Annotated in this window: 23 protein-coding genes and 1 pseudogene; 8 read left to right on the forward strand and 16 right to left on the reverse strand. The window is 64.5% G+C overall.

Annotation, left to right across the window (positions count from 1 at the left end; all coding sequences use genetic code 11):
• The first annotated feature begins 59 nt into the window (after positions 1-59).
• Positions 60-1,424, forward strand: coding sequence for a DNA repair protein RadA (gene radA / locus ABD847_RS09545; RefSeq protein WP_345012354.1), 1,365 nt, complete (start codon positions 60-62; stop codon positions 1,422-1,424).
• Here the strand turns inward: radA and ABD847_RS09550 are convergent.
• Positions 1,421-1,816: a PilZ domain-containing protein gene (locus tag ABD847_RS09550; RefSeq protein ID WP_345012356.1), complete on the reverse strand. Its 396-nt coding sequence runs from the start codon at positions 1,814-1,816 to the stop codon at positions 1,421-1,423. The genes radA and ABD847_RS09550 overlap by 4 nt on opposite strands.
• A gap of 53 nt (positions 1,817-1,869) precedes the next feature.
• Positions 1,870-2,346: a sigma D regulator gene (gene rsd, locus ABD847_RS09555; protein WP_345012358.1), complete on the reverse strand. Its 477-nt coding sequence runs from the start codon at positions 2,344-2,346 to the stop codon at positions 1,870-1,872.
• A gap of 186 nt (positions 2,347-2,532) precedes the next feature.
• Here rsd and hemE point away from each other — a divergent pair, with 186 nt between their 5' ends.
• Positions 2,533-3,597: a uroporphyrinogen decarboxylase gene (gene hemE, locus ABD847_RS09560; RefSeq protein ID WP_345012361.1), complete on the forward strand. Its 1,065-nt coding sequence runs from the start codon at positions 2,533-2,535 to the stop codon at positions 3,595-3,597.
• A 61-nt stretch (positions 3,598-3,658) separates the two neighbouring features.
• On the opposite strand, the gene ABD847_RS09565 is transcribed toward hemE, so the two are convergent.
• The 3 genes from ABD847_RS09565 to ABD847_RS09575 form a co-directional block, all read right to left on the reverse strand.
• The gene (locus tag ABD847_RS09565; protein WP_345012363.1) at positions 3,659-5,101 is read right to left on the reverse strand and encodes a peptidoglycan DD-metalloendopeptidase family protein; all 1,443 of its coding nucleotides are present in this window, start codon (positions 5,099-5,101) and stop codon (positions 3,659-3,661) included.
• Positions 5,102-5,449: 348 nt separating this feature from the next.
• Complete coding sequence (locus ABD847_RS09570; protein WP_345012365.1) at positions 5,450-6,040, reverse strand: uracil-DNA glycosylase family protein; 591 nt, start codon at positions 6,038-6,040, stop codon at positions 5,450-5,452.
• Positions 6,041-6,042: 2 nt separating this feature from the next.
• The gene (locus tag ABD847_RS09575) at positions 6,043-6,987 is read right to left on the reverse strand and encodes a D-2-hydroxyacid dehydrogenase (RefSeq protein ID WP_345012368.1); all 945 of its coding nucleotides are present in this window, start codon (positions 6,985-6,987) and stop codon (positions 6,043-6,045) included.
• A gap of 126 nt (positions 6,988-7,113) precedes the next feature.
• Between ABD847_RS09575 and ABD847_RS09580 the strand changes: the two genes are divergently transcribed.
• Positions 7,114-7,692, forward strand: a complete 579-nt coding sequence (locus ABD847_RS09580; RefSeq protein ID WP_345012371.1) for a YjaG family protein — start codon at positions 7,114-7,116, stop codon at positions 7,690-7,692.
• A 66-nt stretch (positions 7,693-7,758) separates the two neighbouring features.
• Here ABD847_RS09580 and ABD847_RS09585 read toward each other — a convergent pair whose 3' ends face one another.
• The 3 genes from ABD847_RS09585 to ABD847_RS09595 all read right to left on the reverse strand — a co-directional run bounded on the left by ABD847_RS09585 (position 7,759) and on the right by ABD847_RS09595 (position 13,118).
• The gene (locus ABD847_RS09585) at positions 7,759-10,962 is read right to left on the reverse strand and encodes an efflux RND transporter permease subunit (protein ID WP_345012374.1); all 3,204 of its coding nucleotides are present in this window, start codon (positions 10,960-10,962) and stop codon (positions 7,759-7,761) included.
• Positions 10,952-12,001: an efflux RND transporter periplasmic adaptor subunit gene (locus ABD847_RS09590; RefSeq protein ID WP_345012376.1), complete on the reverse strand. Its 1,050-nt coding sequence runs from the start codon at positions 11,999-12,001 to the stop codon at positions 10,952-10,954. Before ABD847_RS09590 ends, ABD847_RS09585 begins: the two co-directional genes overlap by 11 nt.
• A 67-nt stretch (positions 12,002-12,068) precedes the next feature.
• A complete protein-coding gene (locus tag ABD847_RS09595) occupies positions 12,069-13,118 on the reverse strand; it encodes a CNNM domain-containing protein (protein ID WP_345012378.1) in 1,050 nt (349 codons plus the stop codon).
• A gap of 251 nt (positions 13,119-13,369) precedes the next feature.
• On the opposite strand from ABD847_RS09595, the gene ABD847_RS09600 reads away from it, so the two are divergent.
• On the forward strand, positions 13,370-13,642 hold the full coding sequence (locus ABD847_RS09600) for an HU family DNA-binding protein (RefSeq protein WP_345012381.1): 273 nt from the start codon (positions 13,370-13,372) through the stop codon (positions 13,640-13,642).
• Between the two features lie 122 nt (positions 13,643-13,764).
• Positions 13,765-14,448: a pyrimidine 5'-nucleotidase gene (gene yjjG, locus ABD847_RS09605; RefSeq protein WP_345012383.1), complete on the forward strand. Its 684-nt coding sequence runs from the start codon at positions 13,765-13,767 to the stop codon at positions 14,446-14,448.
• A 1-nt stretch (position 14,449) separates the two neighbouring features.
• On the opposite strand, the gene dmeF is transcribed toward yjjG, so the two are convergent.
• Positions 14,450-15,454 (reverse strand): CDF family Co(II)/Ni(II) efflux transporter DmeF, encoded by a 1,005-nt coding sequence (dmeF, locus tag ABD847_RS09610; RefSeq protein ID WP_345012385.1) that lies wholly within the window; start codon positions 15,452-15,454, stop codon positions 14,450-14,452.
• 62 nt (positions 15,455-15,516) lie between these two features.
• Between dmeF and ABD847_RS09615 the strand changes: the two genes are divergently transcribed.
• From ABD847_RS09615 to ABD847_RS09625, 3 genes are read left to right on the forward strand one after another with little or no spacing between them, the layout of a single operon-like run.
• Positions 15,517-15,786 carry a metal/formaldehyde-sensitive transcriptional repressor gene (locus ABD847_RS09615; protein ID WP_345012387.1) on the forward strand — a complete coding sequence of 90 codons (270 nt, stop codon included), beginning with the start codon at positions 15,517-15,519 and terminating at the stop codon, positions 15,784-15,786.
• 56 nt (positions 15,787-15,842) lie between these two features.
• Complete coding sequence (gene yidA / locus ABD847_RS09620; protein WP_345012390.1) at positions 15,843-16,661, forward strand: sugar-phosphatase; 819 nt, start codon at positions 15,843-15,845, stop codon at positions 16,659-16,661.
• Positions 16,662-16,675: 14 nt separating this feature from the next.
• Positions 16,676-17,806 carry a YcbX family protein gene (locus ABD847_RS09625; protein WP_345012392.1) on the forward strand — a complete coding sequence of 377 codons (1,131 nt, stop codon included), beginning with the start codon at positions 16,676-16,678 and terminating at the stop codon, positions 17,804-17,806.
• On the opposite strand, the gene ABD847_RS09630 is transcribed toward ABD847_RS09625, so the two are convergent.
• The 7 genes and pseudogenes from ABD847_RS09630 to ABD847_RS09660 all read right to left on the reverse strand — a co-directional run bounded on the left by ABD847_RS09630 (position 17,803) and on the right by ABD847_RS09660 (position 24,249).
• Positions 17,803-18,045: a DUF2960 domain-containing protein gene (locus tag ABD847_RS09630; protein ID WP_345012394.1), complete on the reverse strand. Its 243-nt coding sequence runs from the start codon at positions 18,043-18,045 to the stop codon at positions 17,803-17,805. The two genes, ABD847_RS09625 and ABD847_RS09630, sit on opposite strands and share 4 nt — an antisense overlap.
• 927 nt (positions 18,046-18,972) lie before the next feature.
• Positions 18,973-19,200, reverse strand: a pseudogene (locus ABD847_RS09635) (VF530 family protein); the annotation flags it as partial.
• A 167-nt stretch (positions 19,201-19,367) separates the two neighbouring features.
• Entirely contained in the window at positions 19,368-20,657 is a 1,290-nt protein-coding gene (gene purD, locus ABD847_RS09640) for a phosphoribosylamine--glycine ligase (RefSeq protein WP_345012396.1), read from the reverse strand.
• Between the two features lie 90 nt (positions 20,658-20,747).
• Positions 20,748-22,340 carry a bifunctional phosphoribosylaminoimidazolecarboxamide formyltransferase/IMP cyclohydrolase gene (purH, locus tag ABD847_RS09645; RefSeq protein WP_345012398.1) on the reverse strand — a complete coding sequence of 531 codons (1,593 nt, stop codon included), beginning with the start codon at positions 22,338-22,340 and terminating at the stop codon, positions 20,748-20,750.
• Between the two features lie 312 nt (positions 22,341-22,652).
• Complete coding sequence (locus tag ABD847_RS09650) at positions 22,653-23,312, reverse strand: phosphohydrolase (RefSeq protein ID WP_345012400.1); 660 nt, start codon at positions 23,310-23,312, stop codon at positions 22,653-22,655.
• Positions 23,309-23,770 (reverse strand): nucleotide triphosphate diphosphatase NUDT15, encoded by a 462-nt coding sequence (locus tag ABD847_RS09655; protein WP_345012402.1) that lies wholly within the window; start codon positions 23,768-23,770, stop codon positions 23,309-23,311. The genes ABD847_RS09650 and ABD847_RS09655 overlap by 4 nt, the downstream gene beginning before the upstream one ends.
• Positions 23,767-24,249, reverse strand: a complete 483-nt coding sequence (locus ABD847_RS09660) for an Lrp/AsnC family transcriptional regulator (RefSeq protein ID WP_345012404.1) — start codon at positions 24,247-24,249, stop codon at positions 23,767-23,769. Before ABD847_RS09660 ends, ABD847_RS09655 begins: the two co-directional genes overlap by 4 nt.
• Positions 24,250-24,327: the final 78 nt, after the last annotated feature.

Raw genomic sequence — 24,327 nt, forward strand, 5'->3', positions numbered from 1 at the left:
GGGGGTAATTTAATTTACTATATCGTCCATGTCGTTGTTTTCTTGAGAAGGATGAGAGCATGGCCCGCAACAAGGTGGCCTTTGTCTGCAGCGAGTGCGGGGCGGAATTCGCCCGCTGGCAGGGGCAATGTACCGAGTGCAAGGAGTGGAACACCATCAGCGAGGTGCGTCTGGGGCCGGCTGCCGTCAGCAAGGGCGCTCGGCAAAGTGGCTATGCCGGTGAGCTCAGCGGCAAGGTGCAGACCTTGAGCGAGGTGTCGCTGGCGGATCTGCCGCGGCTGGGGTCGGGCTTCTCCGAGCTGGATCGGGTGCTGGGCGGCGGCATAGTGCCGGGCTCGGCCATCCTGATTGGCGGCCATCCCGGTGCCGGCAAGAGCACCCTGCTGTTGCAGACCATGTGCGCCCTGGCGGCTCGTATGCCCACCCTGTATGTCACCGGCGAGGAGTCCTTGCAGCAGGTGGCCATGCGCGCCAATCGCCTTCACCTGCCCACCGACAAGCTGCGCATCCTGTCAGAAACCAGCGTCGAGCAGATCTGCCATCTGGCCGCCCAGGAGAAGCCGGCCATCATGGTCATCGACTCCATCCAGGTGATGCACGTGGCGGATGTCAGCTCGGCACCGGGTTCCGTCTCCCAGGTACGGGAGGCGGCGGCCCAGCTGACCCGTTTTGCCAAGCAGCAGCAGGTGGCCATCTTCATGGTGGGGCACGTCACCAAGGACGGCACCCTGGCCGGCCCCAAGGTGCTGGAGCACTGCGTGGATTGCTCCTTGCTGCTGGAGGGGGCCTCGGACTCGCGCTTTCGCACCCTGCGCTGTCAGAAGAACCGCTTCGGCGCGGTGAACGAGCTGGGGGTGTTCGCCATGACAGGCCAAGGCATGCGGGAGGTGAGTAACCCGTCCGCCATCTTCCTCAACCGGGGGGAGGCCAACAATCCGGGCTCCGTGGTCATGGTGGTCTGGGAAGGCACCCGACCCTTGTTGGTCGAGCTGCAGGCCTTGGTGGATGGCTCGCCGCTGGCCAATCCGCGCCGCTTGGCGGTGGGCACAGAGCACAACCGGCTGGCGCTGTTGCTGGCGGTGCTGCACCGGCACGGCGGCATCCAGATGGCCGATCAGGACGTCTTCATCAATGTGGTGGGGGGCGTCAAGGTGGAGGAGACCAGTGCGGATCTGGCGCTGGTGCTGGCCATGGTCTCCAGTTTTCGCGACCGGCCCCTGCCGCAGGATCTCATCACCTTCGGTGAGGTGGGCCTGTCGGGGGAGATACGGCCGGTGCCGTCCGGGCTGGAGCGGTTGCAGGAGGCGGCAAAACATGGTTTTCGCCGGGCCATCATCCCCCATGCCAACCGCCCCAAGCAGGGGGTTGGCGACATGGAGATCTTGCCGGTGCGCACCCTGGCCGAGGCCCTGGAGCTGATTTAGTCGTGGGACCGCTGGCTGGCTTCGTGTTCCAGATGCTCTTCCAGCAGGTGAGCCAGCTCCCGCTGCAGCAGCTCACCACTCCCCACGTTGAGTTCAATGAGGCGTTTGAGGTGGGAGGCGCTGTCGATATCAATGTGATGGCAGTAGAGACCCAGCCGGCTGGGGTCGGCGTGGGTGGGCTCCACCTCCATCCGCAGCTCTATGTCTGAGTCGGCCAGGCAGAACCTCAGCTCATAGCGCCCGCTGGCCTCGAGGGGCCAGTCCAACGGACGCTCCACCAGGGCACCTTGCAGCGACAAATCCAGCAATCGGGTGGGCCACTGTTGCTCGCCTTGGCTCAGCAGGGCGGGGGTGGAGAAGACCACCCGGAAAAAACGACGTCGATCGACCATGACTATGCTCTCGTAAGGGACTTCCCCAAGTGTAGGTGGAAGTGAGGTCGAGGTTAAGCCTGGGTGACTTCTGCTTCACTCAGTGCATCCAGCAGATCCAGCACGGCCACCAGCCGATCTTCCAGCCGGAAACGCTCTTCCAGCAAGGGACCCAGCTCGTTAAGGTGCTCATCCAGATCCATCAGGCTCTCATCATCCTCCTTGATCTCACCGTAGGCATCGTGAAAGGCCATCAGGCGCTCGGTGTTTTGCTCGATGCGCGGGATGATGCGATTGGCCAGGGAGAGCCGCCGACCGCTGGCATGTTCGAAGGCTTCCACCACGTAGTGATAGATTTCGAAATGGCCGGCGGAGGCATAGTCCACCAGGTGCTGGCAAAAATCTTGAATATCGGGGGCGCTGGGTAGGCTCTTACTCTTGGTCAGCGCAATATACCGTATCAGCAGGGTTCGACGGGCGGCAAGCCAAGCATCCACAGCACTATTTTGGCCGGCGAGCCGGCGTTGCGTTTGTTCGAGCTTGGTCAGCATGGTGCCTCCTGATGTAACAACCTTGTTACGGTTATTAGTAAAGATTCAGCACCCTGGGATCAATAGTGGTGCATCACATTCTTATCAGTCTTCGCCTGTCAGAAACAGCAGAGTTCCACCTCAGGCGTCATTTTTGTGGCATGGATGTTAGAATGACTGGCCTTTTACGTGACGCAGGATATTGCCATGACGCCACTGCTTAATGATCGTTATCTCCGAGCCCTGTTGCGCCAGCCGGTGGATCAGACTCCCATCTGGATGATGCGCCAAGCTGGCCGCTACTTGCCGGAGTACCGGGCCGTGCGGGCCCAGGCTGGGGACTTCATGGCCTTGTGCCGCCATGCCGAACTGGCCTGTGAGGTCACCTTGCAGCCACTGCGCCGTTATCCGCTGGATGCGGCCATTTTATTCTCCGATATTTTGACCATCCCGGATGCCATGGGCCTGGGACTCTCCTTTGGCTCGGGCGAAGGGCCGCGCTTCGCCAATCCGGTACGCAGCGCGCGGGATGTGGCGGCTTTGCCGGTGCCGGATCCCGAGGGCGAGCTGGGCTATGTGATGAATGCGGTGCGTACCATACGCCGGGAGCTCAAGGGGCAGGTGCCGCTCATCGGCTTCTCCGGCAGCCCCTGGACCCTGGCCACCTACATGGTGGAAGGGGGTTCCTCCAAGACCTTCACCCTGATCAAGCAGATGTTGTATCGGGAACCCGCGCTGCTGCATGCCTTGCTGGACAAGCTGACCGACAGCGTGATCCTCTATCTCAATGCCCAGGTGGCGGCCGGCGCCCAGGCCCTGATGCTGTTCGACACCTGGGGTGGCGTGCTCAGCACGCCGGCCTATCAGACCTTCTCCCTGGACTACATGGCGCGGATTGTAGCCGGGGTTACCCGCCACGCCGAAGGGCGCCCTGTGCCTATCACCCTGTTCACCAAAGGGGGGGGGCAGTGGCTGGAGCGGATGGCCGCCACCGGTTGCGATGGCCTGGGGCTGGACTGGACGCAGTCACTGGGCGATGCCCGGGCTCGGGTGGGACAGCAGGTGACCCTGCAGGGCAACATGGACCCGTCGGTGCTGTATGCCGATCCCGAGACCATCACCGCCGAGGTGGCGCGTCTGTTGGCGGAGTTTGGCCCGGGCTGTGGCCATGTGTTTAACCTGGGGCATGGTATCCATCAGGACGTGGATCCCGAGCGGGCCGGCCACTTCATCGCCGAGGTACAGCGCCAGTCTCGCGCCTATCATGGCTAACCGGCCAGCCGGCGCCCATAAAAAAAGCCGACCATCAGGTCGGCTTTTTCAACTCGGCTACTTAGCTGGCCAACAGGCGATTATATTCCTTCACCTTGGCCAGGAAGCTGGCGCGCTCCTTGCCGCCCATGGAGCTGTTGACCGGCAGGTCCACCCGCATGGGATCCACCGGGCGATTGTTGATGCGGAATTCATAGTGCAGGTGCGGACCGGTGGAGCGCCCTGTGTTACCTGACAGACCGATCTTCTGCCCCTGCTTCACCTTCTGTCCGGCTTTCACCAACAGCTTGCTCATGTGCATGTAGGTGGTGCTGTACTTGCCGTTGTGACGGATGATGATGTAGCGCCCGGCCGCCGGGTGGCTGGTGGCTTTCACCACGACGCCGTCCCCGGTGGCCACTATGGGCGTGCCGACCCGAGCCGGGAAGTCGGTGCCGTTATGGGGCTGCACTATGCCGGTAACCGGATTGCGGCGGTTGGGGCTGAAACGGGAGCTCACCTTGCGCAATGACGGTATGGGATAGCGCATGAAGGTCCCGCTGCTGAAACCGCTGGCGGTCTCATCGTAGAAGCGACCATCGGTGTGGCGGTACGCCTTGTAATCACGGCCCTTGGTGGAGAACACCACGGCCAACACCTTGGCATCGCGGTTGGGGGCACCGGCGGCCGCAGGTTTGTCCAGCAGCACCTTGAAACCGTCACCCTTGTGCAGGTCGCGCCGAAAATCGATGCGGCCCTGGAACAGACGAGTCACCTGGACTATCTGGTTGGCGGTCAGGCCGGACAGGCGGGCATCGGTACCAAAGGCGGAGCGGATCTGCCCTTTCACCACCCGGCTGGTGGCCGTCACTGCTTTGGGCTTACTCGTCTGGTCACTGACACTGGCCTGACTCTGTTGCTGAGGCTGCGTCATGGCCACCTGAGGTATGCCATCCGTATTGCTTTCCAGGCGGGAGAGGTAACCATCGCCCTTGCGGTTGAACACCACGCGATCGGTGGCGTTGACCGGTATGCTCAGTTGCTGCACCAGGTTCTTGGAGTCAATCAAGAAGGAGAGGGTCTGGCCAGGCTTGAGGCGGATCAGGGAGTTCTGAATGTCCACCTCCAGCAGTTTTTGCAAGGTCTTGGCGGGCAGGTTCAGGGTATTGAAGATGACCGACAGGTTGTCATCCGCCTTGACCACATAATCCATGGTGGGTGGATCCACGTCTTCGGCGGCATTGCTATCGGCGTCTTCCGCACCCACCACGGTATCGCTGTCTACCAGCTCGTTGTCGGGGATGCTGAGGTATTCGGTATCTGTGTTGGCCATGGCCACATCAGTGGTGAGATCGTCCCCATCGACGATCATGGGCGTGTCAGACAGCAGTTCGCCCGGGGCGGGCAACAGGGTCACACTGGCCATGGAAAAACCGGCCAACATCAAGATGGCATACAGGTGCTGACGAGGAATCGGCAATTCCCCCACAGCTATGCGCGGCAGCGGCGGCATAAGGCGTTTCATCCTGTGTCCTTCAGGTATGTCGGAATTCGCAGTGTTATAGCACTACACAAAACGCGGGCGAAGCGAACGAAGGCATGGGCGCCCGGAAATCGGATTTGTATCACGCTTCCCTGGGTCTGACCATAGATATTCCAAGTTTTCTCAGTTTTTAGGCCTGGTTGGTAGGGGATTCATCTCAAAAAACTCTCTGAATGACCCCCTGGGACTCAAGTCGGCTCAATTCTCCGGCAACGCTGTCAGGCCGCGGATTGGCCTCATTTCAGCCCATGCTTGCCTCTGTTAGCAAAAAGTTACATTTGGCGGTTAGGCGTGGCCGGTGGAACGGGCAGAGGGATTTTCACACTTTTTTCACAAAAGGTGCTCGGGCGCCAGTTGCCCCAGTCGCAGCTGCAGGCGAGGCAGCACGGTTTGCTCGAATGCGGGATTGCGTTTGAGCCAGAGTTGGTTGCGGGGCGAGGGATGGGGCAGCGGCCAGAAGCGGGGGCCGTAGCGCTCCGGCTGTAGCACCCGCTGGGTGAGGCTCAGGCGGTCGCCAAGATAGTAGCGCTGGGCGTATTGGCCCACCAGCAGGATGAGCGACAGCGTTGGCAGGTGAGCGAGCACTGACTCATGCCACAGGGGCGCGCACTCGGGGCGGGGCGGATTATCCCCCTGGCGCCCGCGGCCCGGGTAGCAGAGCCCCATGGGCATGATGGCCACCCGCGTTTCGTCGTAGAACTGCTCCGGGGTCATCTGCAGCCATTGGCGCAGACGGGCTCCCGAGGCATCGTCCCAGGGAATGCCGCTGGCGTGCACCCGGGTGCCCGGCGCCTGACCGATGATCAGCAGGCGCGCACTGCTGGCGGCACGGATCACCGGGCGAGGCCCCAGGGGGAGCGATTCGGCACAGTGCCGACAGGCGCGGATGCATGCCAGCAACTGCTCCAGCGTCTGCGCCATGCTCAGTAACCGCGGCGAAAGTCCACCTGGTATTCCAGGGGGGCCTGGGCCTGCCACAGACGATAGTTGCGGGCAAAGATCCGTGTCACCTGATCCGGCAGACTCCAGGCGGCGTTGTGGGGAGTGATGATCAGGTTGGCCTGATGCCACAAGGGGGAGCTGGCCGGCAGGGGTTCCTCCTCAAATACATCCATCACTGCGGCCCCCAGGAGGCCCTGGCGCAGAGCGCTGATCAGCGCATCGCTGGCGATGAGATCACCGCGGCCCACATTGAACAGGATGGCGCCCCGTTTGCAGTGACTCAGCAGGGCCGGGGTCAGCAGGTGGCGGGTCTGGGGGGTGGAGGGCAGCACGCTGACGATCACCTCGCTCTTGGCCAGCAGGCGCGGCAGGGCGCTGGGCTGATAGGTGGCCTCGAAGCCGGCCACTTCCCGACCGGAGCGGTTGACCCCCTTGACCTTCATGCCGAAGTGCTGGGCGGTACGGGCCAGATGCTGGCCTATGCTGCCGGTGCCCAGGATCAGCATCTGCCGGCCGGCCAGCCCCTGATAGGGGACGGCTTGCCATTGTCCCTGCTTTTGTTGCTCCCGGTACAGCGGCAGATGCCGGGTCAGGCTCAGCAGGTGAGCAAACACATACTCACTCATCAGGGGCCCGAAGATCTCGCGGATGTTGGTGAGGCGGTAGTCCTGCCGCAGCCCAGGCTGTAGCAGGGCATCCACCCCGGCATAGGTGGATTGAGCCCATTGCAGCTGGCGGGCCTCCTTCAGCCAGGGGGCGATGGCGGCCGGCTCCCCCAGCAGCAGCTGGGCCTGGGCCACCAGCTCGGCATTGGGGGCCTCGCCGGGGCGGCCCAGCAGGGTCAGGCCCGGCAGGGCTTCCTTGTGCAGCAGGCGACGGTAGTGGGCTTCATCTCGGCTGAGGATCAGCAGGCGGGTATCTGACATGGGAACTCCTTATCAACGGCATACCCAGTATGGTACGTCAGCGCCACCCTTAGGGTCATCGGGCCAGTCGTTTCCTCCCTTGGGGCCAATGGACTACAATAAGCCCCTTACTTGAAGGAGTGCGGCGTGTTTGGCGAAAAATTCTATAAGCGGCTGGACAAGTTCCAGCCCTGGCAGCAGACCCTGTTTGCCTTGGCCCTGGCCGAGCGCATGTATCCCAATTATGTGCTCTATGCCGAAACCAGTGGCAAGGGAGATAGCCTGGCGTTCCGGGCCGCCCTGGATGCCCTCTGGCAATACCTGACCCAGAAGGGGTCTAAGGTGGATCTGGGCGCGATTCTAGAGCGCTTCGAGGAACAGGTGCCGGATCCCCGTCAGGAGGATCACTACGGTGCCTATCCGGCCCTGGATGCCTGCGTGGCCCTGGGCGCCGCCTACAACTCGGTGATCTGCCGCATCGGCGAAGAGGCCGAAGAGGCCAGCCACGCCTCCGTGGGCTCGGTGGCCGGCTTCATCGAGCTGATGGAGGAGCAGGAGCTCGAAGAGGAGGCCCTCTACGCCCATCCCCTGATGGAGGCGGAGCTGGAGTTCCAGGTCGAGCTGCTCAACCGGGTGGGCAACCCGCGGGATGCCGAGCAGATCCTGACCCTCAAGGCGTGGGCCGCCCAGGGTGGCGTCTCCAACTTAGGCATCAGCCTGGAGTGAGTGCCGCGCTCTGACTTAAGCCAGCAACATAAAGGCCACCTCGCGGTGGCCTTTTGCTTATGGGCGTCACGCTGCGGGGAGCTCTGCTGGCGGCTGACTGGCCTCCTTGCGCCTCAGGTAGAGGAAGTAGAGCACAGGGATCACCACCAGGGTCAGCAGGGTGGAGATCAGGATGCCGAACAGCAAACTGATGGCCAGACCGTTGAAGATGGGATCGTCCAGGATGAAGAGGGCGCCGATCATGGCCGCCAGGGCGGTGAGTATGATGGGCTTGGCCCGCACCGCACCGCTCTTCACCACCGCCTCGTCCAAGGGCAGGCCGCGGGCGTGCAGGTGGTTGGCGTAATCCACCAGCAGGATGGAGTTGCGCACTATGATGCCGGCCAGGGCGATCATGCCGATCATGGAGGTGGCGGTGAACTGGGCCCCCAGCAGGGCATGGCCCGGCAGCACCCCTATGATGGTCAGCGGGATGGGCGCCATTATGATGAGGGGCACCAGGTAGGAGTTGAACTGGGCCACCACCAGCAGGTAGATGAGCAGTATCCCCACCCCGTAGGCGATGCCCATGTCCCGGAAGGTCTCGTAGGTGATCTTCCACTCGCCGTCCCAGTGCAGGGCCACCCCATCCACCCCCTTGGGCGAACCCACCAGGCTTTGGGGCCATTCCGGGTGCTGATCTTGCAGCTGGCTGGCGATCTCCGCCATGCCGTACAGGGGGCTGTCCAAGGGGCCGGCCATGTCGGCGGTCACCATGATCATGGGCTGCATGTTCTTGTGCACCAGGGTATGGGGCTGGTTGCCCTGGCTCAGGGTGACCAGTTCTCCCAAGGGCACCGGCTGGCCGCTGGCGCTGGGCAGGGTGAGGGAGAGCACCCCCTGCAGATCCACCCGGTCACCGGCCGGCAGCCGCAGGCGGATGGGCACAGGGTATTTCTGCCCGGCTCTGTGCAGGTAGGCGGCATCTTCACCGGCCAGGGCGCCGGAGAGGGTCTGCACCATGGCCTGCTGGCTGATGCCAAGGCGGGCGGCCTTGGCCCGGTCGATATGCAGCTGCCATTGCGGTTGCGGCACCGGCAGGGCGCGGCCTATGTCCACCACATCCCGGCTGGTAGCAAAGATCTGCTCGATCTGGCTGGCGGCCTGCTCCCGCAGGGCCTGGGTCGGGCCATATACCTCCAGCAGTATGGGGGACCAGACCGGTGGACCCGGAGGTATCTCCACTACCTGCAGCCGGGCGTTGTGCGCCTGGGCAAGGGCCTGCAGCTTGGGGCGTACCGCCAGGGCGATCTCATGGCTGCTTCTGTCCCTGTGGTGCTTGTCCAGCAGGTTGACCTGCAGATCCCCCAGGTTGGCGTCCTGGCGCAGGAAGTAGTGGCGCACCAGGCCGTTGAAGTTCATGGGGGCCGAGGTGCCGGCGTAGAGCTGCACGTCCGTGACCTCCGGCTCCTGGCTCACCTCGTCCGCCAGCTGGGCCAGCAGTGCCTGAGTCTGCTCCACCGGGCTGCCTTCGGGCAGCTCCACCATCACCTGAAATTCCGACTTGTTGTCGAACGGCAGCATCTTGAGCACCACCCATTCCAGCACCGGCAGGGCCAGGGAGGCGGCCAGCAGCAGCATCACCCCCAGCCCCAGCCAGCGGCGGGCGTGGGGCGCCTTGGGCCCCTGCACGAAGCGACCCAGCAGCTTGTGCATCAGGGGGCTGCCATCGGGATCATGGGGCGGTGGGGCGTGGTGGCCCAGCAGGTGCAGGGCCAGGTAGGGGGTGACGATGAAGGCCACCCCCAAAGAGAGCAGCATGCCGGTGCTGGCATTGATGGGGATGGGGCTCATGTAGGGGCCCATCAGGCCGCTGACGAAGGCCATGGGCAGCAGGGCCGCGATCACCGTCAGGGTGGCCAGTATGGTGGGGCCGCCTACCTCGTCCACCGCCAGGGGGATGGCCTGGGTCAGGGGGCGCGGCCCCCCCAGGTGGCGGTGGATGCTCTCCACCACCACGATGGCGTCATCCACCAATATGCCGATGGAGAAGATCAGGGCGAACAGCGAGATGCGGTTGAGGGTGAATCCCCAGACCCAGGAGGCGAACAGGGTCAGGGCCAGGGTCAGCAGGATGGCGCTGCCCACCACGATGGCCTCCCGCCAACCCATGCTGAGCCACACCAGCAGCACCACGGCCAGGGTGGCGAAGATCAGCTTGCCGATCAACTTGTTGGCCTTGTCGTTGGCGGTCTTGCCGTAGTCCCGGGTCAGGCTGACCTGCACCTGGGCGGGGATCAGCTGATTGCGTAGGGTGGCCACCCGTTCTTGAATGGCGGCGGAGAGATCCACCGCATTGACGCCGGGTTGCTTGGCGATGGACAGGGTCACCGCCGGGTAGAGGGCGCCGTTCTTGCTCATCCAGACGTTGGCGCCCGGTTCATCGGCCTGCAGGGTCACCTGGGCGATATCCCCCAGGTAAACGGGGGCCTGATCCTGCACCGCCACCACCAGTTGGCGCACCTCGTCCAGGGAGTGGAGGAAGCCCCCCACCTGCACCTTGATCTGCCGGTTGTCCTGGGTTAAGTCCAGCGGTGTGCTGGCGCGGTTGGCCGCGCCCAGGGTGGCGGAGACCTGGGGCCAGCTCACCCCGTAGGCCGCCATGGCCTGGGGATCCAGCTGCACCTGCACCGTCAGGGCGTGACGGCCCACGGTCTTGATGTCCTTGGTGCCGGGCAGGCGCTTGAGCTCGGTCTCCAGGCCGTGGGCCACGGCGGTGAGATCCTGGGCCGTGAGGTGGGTGTCCTGGCTCCACAGGGTCAGCCCCAGGATGGGCACGTCGTCTATGCTGCGGGGTTTGACCAGGGGCTGGCCGACTCCCAACCCCTGGGGCAACCAGTCCTGATGACTCATCAGCTGGTTATACAGCTCCACCAGGGCCTGCTGGCGCGGGGTGCCCACCTTGAACACCACTATGAGCACGGCACCGCCGGGCTGGGAGAAGGAATAGAGGGTGTCCAGATCCTTGAGTTCGGAGATCACCTGCTCCGCCGGCAGGGTCACCAGATCCGCCACCTCCTGAGGCGAGGCGCCGGGGAAGGGGATGAAGACATCGGCGAAGGTCACCTCGATCTGCGGCTCCTCCTCCTTGGGGGTGATGAGCACGGCGCCCAACCCCAGTAGCAGGGCCACCAGACAGATCAGCGGCGTGATGGGCGACTGGAGAAACTGGCGGGCCAGCCGGCCGGCGATCCCCAAACCGGCTTCGGTTACCTGCGGCTCATGGGGCATAGTGGCCTCCTTGGGCGCTCACCTGGGCCCAGGCATCCTGCAGCACCTGCTCACCGGCGCTGAGACCGGCGAGTATCTCTACTTGGCCGTCCCGGCTATCGCCCAGTTTGACCTGGCGCAACTGCGGGCCCTTGGCGGTCACCACATAGACGGCGGTCAGCTCCGACTGCTGCAAGATGGCGCTCTGGGGCAGGCGCAGGGCCTGGCGCTCGCCCAACGGCAGCCCCAGCTTGACCCATTCTCCGGGCAGCCAGTGCAGGCCCTCTTGGGCCGGCAGGGGCAGCCGCAGGCGGAAGCTATGACTGGCGGGATCGGCATAGCGGTAGATCTGGTAGTCGGTGAGGGTCAGGTTCTCGCCATCAGCCAGCCGCAGGTTGAAGCCCTGTTGGGTCTGCAACTGGCCCTGCAGGCGTTGGGGCACGTCCGCCACCACCCGCATGTGGGTCAGGGCGAAGCCGGACAGCAGCGGTTGCCCCGGCGAGACGGTCTCGCCCACCGACACATGGCGGGCGGAGACCACCCCGGCGTAGGGGGCCAGCACCCGGGTGTAGCCCACCGCCTCTTTGGCCTGGACCACGGCGGCCTTGGCCTGGTTGACGTTGCCGCGGGCCGCCTGGGCGGCGGCCTTGGCGCTGTCATACTCCCGGCGGGAGACGGTGCCCTTGGCCAGCAGGGCCTGCATGCGCACTAGCTGATTGTCCGACTCTACCTGCTGGGCCTGGGCGGCGGTCAGCGCCGCTTCGGCACGGGACAGGCCCGCCGCCTGTTCGGTACTGGTGATCTCCAGCAGCACCTCGCCGGCCTCCACCATGTCGTTGACGTCCACGTTCAAGGCCGTGATGCGGCCCTGGGTTTGAGCCGCCACCGTACCCTGATCCACCGGCTCCAACTGACCATCCACCCACCACCAGCGGGCTTCAGTCTGGGACGTGACGGTCAGGGTGGCCGGGCCGTCGGCCGCCAGGGGTGCAGACGAGCCGATGCAGGCCAGCAGCATCAGGCCACCAAAGGGTATCAGGGAGAAAAACCGGGTTCGCATGGGAGCACCTCAGTTAAATTAGATAAATCTAATGTATTGTGGGTTGGCCTCGGGCACAAGCAGTTTGCTAATCCGAATGCAGGCTGATGCCATGCTCCTGGATGCGCTTGCGCCACAGCTGGCGTGCCAGGGCCTGCATGTCTTCGGCCATGTCATCCTGCTCGACTATCTCCAACCCTAGCATGGTTTCGACCAGGTCCTCCATGGTCACCAGCCCCTGCACCTCGCCATATTCGTTCACCACCAGGGCCAGGGGTTCCCGTTGGGCCAGCAGGGAGTCAAAAAGCGATGACAAGCTGGCGGTGGCGGGCACCACAAACAGGGGCCGCAGCCAGTGGCGCAGGGGGGACGGCGCCCTGCCTCTGGCCGCTGCCAGCAGCAGATCCTGCTGGTGGACGTAGCCGATGATATTGTCCACCTCGCCCTCGAACAGCGGCAGCCGGGTGAAGGGCGGCGGGGTGGGCAGGCGCAGATAATCCGCCAGGGGCAGATCCGCCGACAGCCGGTAGAGCACGGTACGGGGCGTCATGATGTGGCTGACCTTGAGGTGGGCAAAGTGCAGCAGGTGCTGAATGATGCGGCTCTCCTTGGCCGCCAGCTCACCGGCCTGGCGCCCCAGCTCCGCCATGGCGGCGATCTCTTCCCGGTAATGGGCGGCGTTCACCGGTCGGCCCAGTCGGTGCGCCAACCGCTCGGCCAGCCAGATGAAGGGGAACAGCACCCGGATGAGCCACAGCAGGGGGCGACCGATGTGGGGCGCCCACTGGCGCCAGCGGGTAGCCCCCAGGGTCTTGGGCACAATTTCGGTCAGATAGAGGATCAGCAGGGTCAACAGGGCGGAGGTGGGCGCCATCCAGATCTCGCCAAACAGCCTGGCCGACTCGGCTCCCACCCCGGCGGCCCCCACCGTATGGGCTATGGTGTTGAGGGTGAGGATGGCGGCCAGCGGTCGATCGATCTGTTGTTTGAGCTGGTGCAGGCGGGCGGCGGCGGCCGGTTGGCTGGTCCTGAGTTTGTGGATGTAGCTGCCGGTCAGCGACAGCAGGATCGCCTCCAGCAGGGAGCAGATAAAGGAGACTCCCAGCGCCAGAAACAGATAGCCCAGCAACCAGCCCATGGGGCCTCCCGTCTCGTTGAGTGACTCATCCTGACTATGCCCCCTAATGGTAGCGTTTTCTATCAGGCAGCAACCACCAACCCAGGCGGTACGGGCCTTGGCGGCAGGCTAAGTGTGATATTGACGGCAGATCTTGATGAAAAGCGCACCGCTTGGGTGCCCCGGACGGAGAAAGCCTTTGCCAGCCCTGGCGATTTTGAATAGATTGAACCCGTTTTTCACATGCCCGCATAAGAATAAGGACTCTCACTATGAACAAAACCGAGCTGGTTGACGCCATTGCCGCCAAGGCTGATATGAGCAAGGCCCAAGCCAAGGCCGCACTGGAAGTGATGCTCGATGCCATCACCGCCACCCTCAAGGAAGGGGAGCAGGTACAACTGGTTGGCTTTGGCACCTTCAAGGTCAGCCATCGCGCCGCCCGTACCGGTCGCAACCCGCAAACCGGTCAGGAAATCGCCATTGCTGCCAGCAACGTGCCTTCCTTCGTTGCCGGCAAGGCACTGAAGGACGCCGTCAACTAAGACGTCTGCCTGGCCAGTGAAGCCCGCCGTTTGGCGGGCTTTTTGTTGCCGGCTTTTTTTGTGTGGCCAAAGGCGGCCCCTGCCCATGCTATGCTGCGCCTCTTTGCTGTAAGGAGATGCCCATGGCCTACCGTTGGATCCTGTTCGATCTGGACGACACCCTGTTTGATTTCCCGGCTCCCCGGGCGCTGGAGACTACCCTGGCGCACTACGAGGTGCAGCTGACCCCCGAGCTGTTGGCGGACTATCAGCAGCTCAATCAGGGACTCTGGCAGCAGTTCAACGCCGGGCAGATCGACGCCAAGACCCTGCAGTTCGAGCGCTTCAGCCAGCTGGCGCCCCTGGCCGGTGTCACTCCCTGGGAACTGAACCAGCGCTTCTTTGCCGCCATCCTGGATTACAGCGCGCCGCTGGACGGCGTGGTCAGCACCCTGGCGCAGCTGCAAGGCAAGGTGGGGCTGGGCATAGTCACCAATGGCTTTGGCGACATTCAACGGGCGCGGCTGGCCAAGAGCGGCCTGGACGGCTGTTTTGATTTTCTGCTGGTGTCGGAGGAGCTGGGGGTCAACAAGCCGGATCCGCGGATCTTCGCCATCGCCGGCGAGCAGATGGCGAACTGCCCGGTGGGGGACGTGCTGATGGTGGGGGACAATCCGCTGACCGACGTGGCCGGTGCCGCGGCGGCGGGCATGGAGACCTGCTGGTTCGATCTGCACAAGCAGGGTCACGCAGTGTCGGCGACCCACATCATCACGGATTTTGCCGAGCTGCTGGGGCTGCCGCGGGTGGCAGCCCTGCTGGCCTGAGTCAACGGGCTGGATGCTCTATGGTCAGGTGTGCCAGGCTCGGCAGCCGTACCAGGGCCTGGCGCAGGCGCCCGATGGCCGCCGCATCGTCCTGGGCCAGCCCTATGATGGCGGCGTAACGCCCTTCACCTATCCGCCAGACATGTAACTCGGACAGCTCGAGAGCCAGATCCTCGGCGGCATGCTGGATCTGATGACTGAGCTGACCGCCCTGCAGATCGATGAGGATCTGCCCGGTTTCTTTGAGCAGACGCCAGGCCCACACCAGGATCAAGGCGCCGCCGACAAAGCCCATCAGGGGATCCAGCCAGGCGGCACCCCACAGCATTCCCCCCGCCAGGGCCAGTATGGCCAGCACAGAGGTGGCGGCATCGGTCAGCACGTGGATATAGGCGGCGTGCTTGTTCAGATCCCGCACCGGTTCCCCTGTACCTTCATGGGCATGGGCCCCATGCTCGTGGTCGTGGTCGTGGTCGTGGTCGTGGTCGTGGTCGTGGTCGTGGTCGTGGTCGTGGTCATGATCGTGACCATGATGATGGCCGGGACCATGGTGGTGATCGTCCCCCAGCAACCAGGCGCTCAGCAGGTTGACCCCCAGCCCCAGCACCGCCACCAGCATGGAGTCGCGGTAGTTGATCTGCCCCGGATCCAGCAGCCGCCAGAAGGACTCCCAGAACATGGACAGGGCCACCACCGCCAGCAGCAGGGCGCTGGTGTAGGCTCCCAGTATCTCTATCTTCCAGGTGCCGAAGGCAAAGCGCGGGTCACCGGCAAACTGTCGTGCCAGCCGATAGGCCAGCAGGGCGATGCCCATGGCCAGGGCATGGGTGCTCATGTGCCAGCCATCCGCCAGCAGGGCCATGGAGTGAAATTGCCAACCGGCCAGGATTTCGACCATCATGGTCACCAGGGTGAGCGCCACCACCCAGGCGACCTTGCGCTCGGCGCCCTGGTTGGCGCGGTGGAAGGCGGCCGCCTGATTACAACGCAGTTGGGGGGATGACATGATGAGGCTCCGGCAGTTATCTTGTAGCAAACATACTCCCCCCCAGTATAAGAGAGCAAGCGATGAGCCATACCCTGAAAGAAAAAAAGGCCCTGCTCAACCGGGTACGCCGGCTGCGGGGCCAGATTGACGCCCTGGAACGGGCCCTGGAGGAGGAAGCAGGCTGTTATCCCATCCTGCAGCAGATCAGCGCCGTGCGAGGGGCTGTGAATGGCCTGATGGGCCAGGTGATCGAGGGCCATATCCGGGAACATATGCAACCGCTTGCAGATGGGGATGAGCCCCAGGCCGGTGATGAGCTGATCAAGGTGCTGCGCTCTTACCTCAAATAGGTCAAGATGGACAGATTATTGGCTACCTGAGGTGGGGCAAGCCCCGAGGAGAGACGATGTACAAACTGGTTGCACTGGATATGGACGGCACCTTGCTGGATCCGGCGGGCGAGATTTCGGCGGCCAATCGCGCGGCCATCGCCGCCGCCCGCGCCCGCGGCGTCACAGTGGTGCTGGCCTCCGGCCGCCCACTGGCCGGCATGCGCTGGGCCCTGGACGAGCTGGAGATGACCGGCCTGCAGGACTATGTACTGAGCTTCAACGGTGCCCTCATCCAGCAGGTGGGCAACGGTGCCGTGCTGCATGCCCAGGGACTCAGTGCCCAGGATGCCCGGGATCTGCAGGCCCTCGCCCGCGTGCTGGGAGTCCATTGCCACGCCTTCACCGAACGCCTTGGGCTGGTGACTCCGGAGTCCAGTCATTACACCCGCCTGGAGCAGGAGCACAATGGCATTGATCTCTTGGTGATGGACTTTGCCGGCCTGGACGAGGACGACACCGTCATCAAGGTGATGATGGTGGATGAGCCTGCGCTGCTGGCGGCGGCCATCGCCGCCCTGCCGCAATGGGTCTACGAGCGTTTTACCGTGGTGCAGAGCACCCCGTATTTCCTCGAGTTCCTGCATCCCAGCTGCAACAAGGGCGAGGGGGTGGCGCTGCTGGCCCGACACCTGGGGCTGGGGGCCGAGCAGGTGATCTGCGTCGGCGACGGCGGCAACGATGCCCACATGCTGGAGTTTGCCGGTCTGGGGGTCGCCATGGGCAATGCGGTGGACGAGCTCAAGGCCATGGCGGACTTCGTCACCCACTCCCATGCCGAGGACGGAGTGGCTCATGTGCTGGAGCGCTTCATCCTCCATCCGCAGATGGCCTGACCAGGAACCTGCCTATGACCTCGACCCACGCCGTTGTCAGCGGCCTGACCCTGTATCCCATCAAATCCTGCCTGGCCGTGGCGCAACCTCGGGTCTGGGTGGGGGAGGAGGGGTTGCAGGGGGACCGCCGCTTCATGGTGGTCAAACCCGATGGCAGCTTCGTCACCGCCCGCACCCATCCCCAGCTGCAAACAGTCAGTGTGGAACTGCTGCCGGTGGGGTTGCGGCTGCAGGCCCCCGGCCTGCCGGCCATCGGCATCCTCAGCGAGCGCTTTGTCGGCCAGGCGTTCCAGACCCAGGTCTGGCAGGACAGCTTCGTGGCCTGGACCACCCATCCGGATTACGACGACTGGTTCAGTCGCCTGCTGGGGGAGCCGGTACACTTGCTCTGGGTTGGGCAACGTTCCGAACGCTACCGGGCCAAGTTGGGTCAGCGGGTGAGCTTTGCCGACGGGTATCCCCTGCTACTCATCGGCGAGGCGGCGCTGAGTGACCTCAACGGCCGCATGGCCGAGCCGCAGCGGATGAGTCAGTTCCGGCCCAATCTGGTGTTTCGCGGCGGTGCCCCCTTTGCCGAGGATGGCTGGCGCCGCATCCGGGTGGGGGAGGTGGAGTTTTTGGTGGCCAAGCCTTGCAGCCGCTGTGTCATGACTACCCTGGATGCCCAGCGCGGTGAGTATCATCCCCTCAAGGAGCCGCTGGCGACCCTGGCCACCTATCGCATGGGGGCGGATGGCGAGATCTATTTCGGGCAGAACCTGCAGCCGCTCAACGAAGGCTGGATCCAGTTGGGGGATGCGGTGGAGGTGTTGGAGACTCAGGCTGCCCCCGTCTATGCCCCCAAGCCGCGCCTGGTGGTGGCCGATGCGCCACCGGCCAGCGGACGGCATCGGGTGACGGTGGGGGAGACTCAGCTGACCGTGCGGGGCGATGCCACCCTGCTGGATCAGTTGGAGGACGCCGGGCTGGATTGGCCCTACAGCTGTCGCAGCGGCTTCTGTGGTCGCTGCCGGCGGCCCTTGCTCTCCGGCAGCGTGACGCACCAGCCGGCCACCGAGCTGGCCAAACACCTGGAGTCCAAGGGCGAGGTGCTGCCCTGCTGCGCCTATGCCACCGGCGATCTGGCGCTGGCGGAGCGACGTTAGGGTTCGCGGGTGACCTGGATGTCGGCAAACCCTAAGCGGGCGAACTCCTTCTCCCGGTAATCCTTGAGGGCCTGCTTGTCCCGAGTCAGGGCGCGGAGCTGGTGCTCCATGGCCAAGAAGGCGGACAGGTCCACCCCTTCGGCTTTGGCCAGGGCTTCGTAGATGTCGTGGTACTTGTCGTTGGCGTAGGGCAGGCTGCGCGCCTGCCCCCGGTAGCTGTAAGTGATGGTGATGGCCATGCCTTACTCTTCTCCCTTGCCTGCGGCTTTGCCGCGGCCCCAGGGCGAGGTGCCGCCGGCCGCTTGAGCACCCTCGGCGCGCGGTGCGCCGTTACCCTTGCGATGGGGTTTGGGCTGGCGGCGTTCGCCATCCTGCTCGAAGCGGCGGGCCGGACGTTCACCCTGCGGACGCGGACCACGGCGCTCGCCATCCTGCTCGAAGCGACGGGCCGGGCGCTCGCCTTGCGGACGGGGACTGCGGCGTTCACCATCCTGCTCGAAACGACGGGCCGGGCGCTCGCCCTGCGGACGGGGACTGCGGCGCTCGCCGTCCTGCTCGAAACGACGGGCTGGCCGTTCACCATCCTGCTCGAAGCGGCGGGCCGGACGTTCACCCTGCGGACGCGGACCGCGGCGTTCACCGTCCTGCTCGAAACGACGGGCGGGGCGCTCACCCTGCGGACGTGGACCACGGCGTTCACCATCCTGCTCGAAGCGACGGGCCGGGCGTTCACCCTGCGGACGCGGACCGCGGCGTTCACCATCCTGCTCGAAACGACGGGCCGGACGTTCACCCTGCGTACGCGGACCACGGCGTTCACCATCCTGCTCGAAGCGACGGGCCGGGCGTTCACCCTGCGGACGCGGACCACGGCGCTCACCATCCTGCTCGAAACGGCGGGTCGGACGTTCACCATCCTGCTCGAAGCGACGGGCCGGGCGCTCGCCTTGCGGACGGGGACCACGACGCTCGCCATCCTGCTCGAAGCGGCGGGCGGGGCGTTCACCATCTCTGTCGAAGCGACGGGCCGGACGCTCACCCTCGGCGCGGGGCTTGCGGGGCCGCTGGTCGTCCCGCGCGCTGGCCTTGGGTCGGCTGCGCAGGCCGGCCGGTTTGGCCAGGGTGCCGCTCATCTTGGGGGCCGCGGTCACCTCGTCACCCTCTTCTTCCGCCTGGAGCCGTTCGCTGGCCAGGTAGAGCCGTTCCACCTTCTGCTTGGCCCAGCCGGTCTTGCGCAGGAAGGTCAGGCTGGACTTGACGCTGGGATCGTGGCTGAAGCAGTTGAGCGGGATGCGCTCGGCCAGACCGCTCCAGCCATAGCGGGCCAGCAGGGCGGTGAGCATGACCTCGAGGGTGATGCCGTGCAGGGGGTTGTTGGGTTGAACTTGGTTCATGGGCGGATCTTCTTGGTGGGCCCGGTAGGCCACCGGGCTGCGGCAAGCAGGGTATGCCTGCTTTCATGGCGCGCATTGAAGCGCAAAATGGTCGCACCGTCAAAGCTTGTCGGGCCACCTAATAAAACAGGCAGCCCGCAGGCTGCCTGTTTTGCTTCATATGGAGCTTATTTGCCCTGTTCCCGGGCGATGGCCCGATAGCCGATATCGGTACGATAAAACATCCCCTCCCAGCTGACCTGCTTGGCCAGTTCATAGGCCTGCTGCTGGGCTTCCAGTACCGTATGGCCCAGGGCGGTGGCACACAGCACCCGGCCACCGGCGGTGACCACCTCGTCACCCTGTTGGGCGGTACCGGCCTGGAACAGCTTGACGTCGACATTGTTGCCGGCGTCGAGGCCGCGGATCACGTCGCCCTGCTGGGGCTCGCCGGGATAGTTGGCGGCGGCCAGCACCACGCCGACGGCGGCACGGCTGTCGTAGACGGCTTCTTTCTTATCCAGCTCGCCGGCGCAGGCCGCCAGGCACAGTTCCACCAGATCGGAGCGCATGCGCAGCATGATGGGCTGGGTTTCCGGATCGCCGAAGCGGCAGTTGAACTCGATGACCTTGGGGTTGCCGGCGGCATCGATCATCAGGCCCGCATACAGGAAGCCGGTGTAGACGTTGCCTTCGGCCGCCATGCCGCGCACGGTCGGATAGATCACCCGTTCCATGATGCGGGCGTGGATCTCGTCGGTCACCACGGGGGCGGGGGAGTAGGCGCCCATGCCGCCGGTGTTGGGGCCTGTGTCGCCGTCGCCGACCCGCTTGTGATCCTGGCTGGTGGCCATGGGCAGCACGTGTTCGCCATCCACCATGACGATGAAGGAGGCTTCCTCACCATCGAGGAACTCCTCGATCACCACCCGGCTGCCGGCATCGCCGAAGGCGTTGCCGGAGAGCATGTCCCGCACCGCCTCTTCGGCTTCTGCCAGGGTCATGGCGACGATGACGCCCTTGCCGGCGGCCAGACCGTCGGCCTTGACCACGATGGGGGCGCCTTTCTCACGCAGGTAGGCCAGGGCCGGCTCCACCTCGGTGAAGTTCTGGTACTCGGCGGTGGGGATGGCATGACGGGCCAGGAAGTCCTTGGTGAAGGCCTTGGAGCCTTCCAGCTGGGCGGCGGCCTGGGTCGGCCCGAAAATGGTGAGACCGGCGGCGCGGAAGGCGTCCACCACCCCGATGACCAGCGGCGCTTCGGGGCCGACAATGGTCAGACCAATCTGCTCGGCCTGGGCGAAGGCCACCAGGGCCGGCAGGTCGGTGGCACCGATGGCCACGTTCTGCACCTTGGCTTCGCGGGCGCTGCCGGGGTTGCCCGGGGCGACGAATACCTGGCTCACCAGGGGGGATTGCGCGGCCTTCCAGGCCAGGGCGTGCTCGCGGCCGCCGTTACCGATCACCAGTACTTTCATGCTGTGGTCCTCTTGTCGAAGCCGTGGGCTTCGGCTGTAAATGCTTGGGCTGCAAAAACGTGGGGCTGCCTGCTGACAGCCCCGGGTGCCTTAGTGGCGGAAGTGGCGCATGCCGGTGAACACCATCACCATGCCGTGCTCGTCGGCCGCGTCGATCACTTCCTGATCGCGCATGGAGCCGCCGGGCTGGATGACGCAGCGGATGCCGGCTTCGGCGGCGGCGTCGATGCCATCACGGAACGGGAAGAAGGCGTCGGAGGCCATGCAGGAGCCCTGCACCTCCAGCCCTTCATCGGCGGCCTTGATACCGGCGATCTTGGCCGAATACACCCGGCTCATCTGACCGGCACCGATGCCGATGGTCTGGCCGTTCTTGGTGTAGACGATGGCGTTGGACTTGACGAACTTGCCGACTTTCCAGCAGAACAGCAGCTCTTCGAGCTCCTTCTCGGTGGGTTGGCGCTTGCTCACCACCTTGAGATCATGCAGGCCGACCATGCCCTGATCCCGATCCTGCACCAGCAGGCCGCCATTGACCCGCTTGAGATCCACGCCCTGGGTCTTGTTGGTCCAGAAGCCGCACTCCAGCAGGCGTACATTGGCCTTTTTGGCCACGGCGGCCCTGGCCTCCTCGGACACGGCGGGGGCTATGATCACCTCGACGAACTGGCGGCTGACGATGGCCTCGGCGGTGGCACCATCCAGCTCGCGGTTGAAGGCGATGATGCCACCAAACGCGGAGGTGGGGTCGGTGGCGTAGGCGCGATCGTAGGCTTGCAGTATGTCGTCACCCAGGGCCACACCGCAGGGGTTGGCGTGCTTGACGATGACGCAGGCCGGCTCGATGAACTCCTTCACGCACTCCAGCGCCGCATCGGTATCGGCGATGTTGTTGTAGGAGAGGGCCTTGCCCTGCAGCTGGGTGGCGGTGGCGACGGAGGCCTCCTGCACATCGGCTTCCACATAGAAGGCGGCGCCCTGGTGGCTGTTCTCGCCGTAGCGCATGTCCTGCTTCTTGATGAACTGGAAGTTGATGGTGCGGGGGAACTTGGAGCCCTCGCTGGCGTCGTCCTGCACGCCGTAGCTGGGCACCTTGGTGCCGAAGTAGTTGGCGATCATGCCGTCGTAGGCGGCGGTGTGCTCGAAGGCGGCGATGGCCAGATCGAAGCGGGTGGCATAGGTCAGGGAGTTGGCGTTGGCGTCCATCTCGGCGATCACCCGATCATAATCCCGGGCGTTGACCACTATGGTGACGTCTTTGTGGTTCTTGGCCGCGGAGCGCACCATGGTGGGGCCGCCGATGTCGATGTTCTCGATGGCGTCTTCCAGTGAGCAATCCGGCTTGGCCACGGTGGCGGCGAAGGGATAGAGGTTGACGGCCACCAGATCGATGGGGCTGATGCCATGCTGGCTCATGATGCCGTCATCGGTGCCGCGACGGCCCAGGATGCCGCCATGAACCTTGGGGTGCAGGGTCTTGACGCGGCCATCCATCATCTCGGGAAAGCCGGTGTAATCGGAGACTTCGGTTACCGGCAGGCCAGCATCGGCCAGCAGGCGAGCGGTTCCGCCGGTGGAGAGCAGTTCAACGCCACGGGTCTGCAGGGCGCGGGCAAACTCCACAATGCCGGTCTTGTCTGAGACGCTCAGCAGGGCGCGGCGGATCGGTCGAGTGTTTTCCATCTCAGGTGTTCCTTTCAAAGGCAGGTTCATGGGTATTTCGCAAAGTTGACTCGGGATGCCCAAGTGGCCCGGGATGTCCGAGTGCCTAGGCAACTTTGCCAAAATGCCCGCTAATGCCCCCTCAAGATTGAGGGCGCATATTTTAGCCGATTTTTGTGACATTAGGCCATGTTTTTGTGCCGGCTGAGCCAGTTGCCATCGGGTGATAAACGTTTGGCACAAAAGGGCTTCAAACGGAGTTGGTAACACTCAGCCTGGCGGGGCAATCGGTTTTTTACGTCGCCCCGCTAAGCTTTTCTCCGCCTGCCCGGCTCAGAGCTCACCGAGCAGCTGTTCTACATACTCTTCCAGATAGCGACGGCGCTGGCGGGCCAGTTGGCGGCCGGCCTCGGTCTGCATGCTGTCCGCCACCTTGTAGAGTTTGACGAAGAAGTGATCCAGGGCGTACTGCAGGTCGTCCAATGGCCGGCGCTCGGCCAAGGGATCATACGGGTCGAACAGATCCCGGCCCATGCGCCCCGAGGTGTAGAACACCCGGGCCAGGCCGATGGCCCCCAGGGCCTCCATGCGATCGGCGTCCTGAATGAGCTTGGCCTCCAGGCTCTGGGCCGGCAGGTTGGCGGAGAAGCTGTGGGCCTCGATGGCGTGGCTGACCGCCGGCAACAGGCTGGCGGGAAAGCTCAGCTCGGCCAGGATGCGCTCGGCCTCCCGGGCCGCTAGGCGGGAGCTCAGGTGCCGCTCCGGGTGGTTCTTCGGCAGGCTGATGATGTCGTGCAGGTAGGCGGCGGCCAGCAGTACCCGCTCGTCGGCCTGGTGCCCCTCGGCGGCGTTGAGGGCCCGGGCGGTGCGCCAGACCCGGCGAAAGTGGGCGATGTCGTGGGCGCCGTCGTCGGCTTGGTGGTGTTGCTCCAGATAGCGTTCCAGCTCATCCTGCCATTGGGTCAGGGAGCGGATGTCCTGTGTGGCTGTCATGAATTCTCCGTCAGACGGGGCGGCAGGTAGGGTTGCCCCTGCTGCCAGCAGGCCAGCGCCTGGGCACTGGCGTCAAAGTGAGGTTGTGGGGGGCATTTGGGATCGCACCAGTGCCAGCCTGCGCACTTGTCCGGCTCCATCAGCCGTGGCGCCTGGGTGATGCCCTCGGCCAGCAGGATCACCGAGATATAGTGGCGGCCGGACTCGGCATAGGTGGCCAGGTTGTTGCTCACCGAGATCACCCTGGGGGCATTTATCTGGATGCCGGTCTCCTCGGCCACCTCGCGGCTGGCGCAGGCCTCGAAGGTCTCCCCCAGCTCCAGGTGGCCGCCGGGGATGGACCAGTAGGGCGCGTGGCTGTTCTTGCGCCGCCCCAGCAGCACCTGACCTTGCGGGTTCACCAGTATCACGCCTATGCCCACCTGGGGATGGGCAAAGCGTCCGTCGGTCTGGCTCATGCCCCCTCCAGATGATCCAGCGGCAGGGCGGTCTGCTGCTTGATCTGCTGCAGCACGAAACTGGACCGCACGCCGCGCACCCCGGGGATCCGGGTCAGCTTGCCCAGCAAGAAGGCCTGGTAGTGGTCCATGTCCGGCACCATGACGGTGAGCTGGTAGTCGGCGTCGTTGCCGGTGATCAGGGCACACTCGAGCACCTCGGGGATCTGGCGGATGGCTTCGCTGAAGGTGGCCAACTGCTCTGGGGTGTGCTTGTCCACCGTCACGTGGATATAGGCGGTAAGCTTGAGGTTCAGGGCATCGGGATTGAGCAGGGTGACCCGCCCGCGGATGAGGCCGGCTTCTTCCAGCGCCTTGACCCGGCGGGAGCAGGGGGAGGGGGAGAGGCCGATGCGTTCGGCCAGCTCCAGGTTGCTCAGCTCGCCATGCTCCTGCAGCAGGGTGAGGATGCGGCGATCGGTACGATCCAATTTCAGCAAGCGTCTTCTCCTGGGTGAGTGATTGCTTGAAACTTTAAAATAAGGGCGATTCGTTGCGAGATGATGCCGAGATGGCGG

The organism is Pseudaeromonas paramecii, from assembly GCF_039540575.1.
GTDB lineage: Bacteria > Pseudomonadota > Gammaproteobacteria > Enterobacterales > Aeromonadaceae > Pseudaeromonas > Pseudaeromonas paramecii.

Excerpts from the sequence above, each read along its gene's own strand:
- radA (WP_345012354.1), top strand. The coding sequence starts at position 60 with ATGGCCCGCAACAAGGTGGCCTTTGTCTGCAGCGAGTGCGGGGCGGAA.
- ABD847_RS09550 (WP_345012356.1), bottom strand. The coding sequence starts at position 1,816 with ATGGTCGATCGACGTCGTTTTTTCCGGGTGGTCTTCTCCACCCCCGCC.
- rsd (WP_345012358.1), bottom strand. The coding sequence starts at position 2,346 with ATGCTGACCAAGCTCGAACAAACGCAACGCCGGCTCGCCGGCCAAAAT.
- hemE (WP_345012361.1), top strand. The coding sequence starts at position 2,533 with ATGACGCCACTGCTTAATGATCGTTATCTCCGAGCCCTGTTGCGCCAG.
- ABD847_RS09565 (WP_345012363.1), bottom strand. The coding sequence starts at position 5,101 with ATGAAACGCCTTATGCCGCCGCTGCCGCGCATAGCTGTGGGGGAATTG.
- ABD847_RS09570 (WP_345012365.1), bottom strand. The coding sequence starts at position 6,040 with ATGGCGCAGACGCTGGAGCAGTTGCTGGCATGCATCCGCGCCTGTCGG.
- ABD847_RS09575 (WP_345012368.1), bottom strand. The coding sequence starts at position 6,987 with ATGTCAGATACCCGCCTGCTGATCCTCAGCCGAGATGAAGCCCACTAC.
- ABD847_RS09585 (WP_345012374.1), bottom strand. The coding sequence starts at position 10,962 with ATGCCCCATGAGCCGCAGGTAACCGAAGCCGGTTTGGGGATCGCCGGC.
- ABD847_RS09590 (WP_345012376.1), bottom strand. The coding sequence starts at position 12,001 with ATGCGAACCCGGTTTTTCTCCCTGATACCCTTTGGTGGCCTGATGCTG.
- ABD847_RS09595 (WP_345012378.1), bottom strand. The coding sequence starts at position 13,118 with ATGGGCTGGTTGCTGGGCTATCTGTTTCTGGCGCTGGGAGTCTCCTTT.
- ABD847_RS09600 (WP_345012381.1), top strand. The coding sequence starts at position 13,370 with ATGAACAAAACCGAGCTGGTTGACGCCATTGCCGCCAAGGCTGATATG.
- yjjG (WP_345012383.1), top strand. The coding sequence starts at position 13,765 with ATGGCCTACCGTTGGATCCTGTTCGATCTGGACGACACCCTGTTTGAT.
- dmeF (WP_345012385.1), bottom strand. The coding sequence starts at position 15,454 with ATGTCATCCCCCCAACTGCGTTGTAATCAGGCGGCCGCCTTCCACCGC.
- ABD847_RS09615 (WP_345012387.1), top strand. The coding sequence starts at position 15,517 with ATGAGCCATACCCTGAAAGAAAAAAAGGCCCTGCTCAACCGGGTACGC.
- yidA (WP_345012390.1), top strand. The coding sequence starts at position 15,843 with ATGTACAAACTGGTTGCACTGGATATGGACGGCACCTTGCTGGATCCG.
- ABD847_RS09625 (WP_345012392.1), top strand. The coding sequence starts at position 16,676 with ATGACCTCGACCCACGCCGTTGTCAGCGGCCTGACCCTGTATCCCATC.
- ABD847_RS09630 (WP_345012394.1), bottom strand. The coding sequence starts at position 18,045 with ATGGCCATCACCATCACTTACAGCTACCGGGGGCAGGCGCGCAGCCTG.
- purD (WP_345012396.1), bottom strand. The coding sequence starts at position 20,657 with ATGAAAGTACTGGTGATCGGTAACGGCGGCCGCGAGCACGCCCTGGCC.
- purH (WP_345012398.1), bottom strand. The coding sequence starts at position 22,340 with ATGGAAAACACTCGACCGATCCGCCGCGCCCTGCTGAGCGTCTCAGAC.
- ABD847_RS09650 (WP_345012400.1), bottom strand. The coding sequence starts at position 23,312 with ATGACAGCCACACAGGACATCCGCTCCCTGACCCAATGGCAGGATGAG.
- ABD847_RS09655 (WP_345012402.1), bottom strand. The coding sequence starts at position 23,770 with ATGAGCCAGACCGACGGACGCTTTGCCCATCCCCAGGTGGGCATAGGC.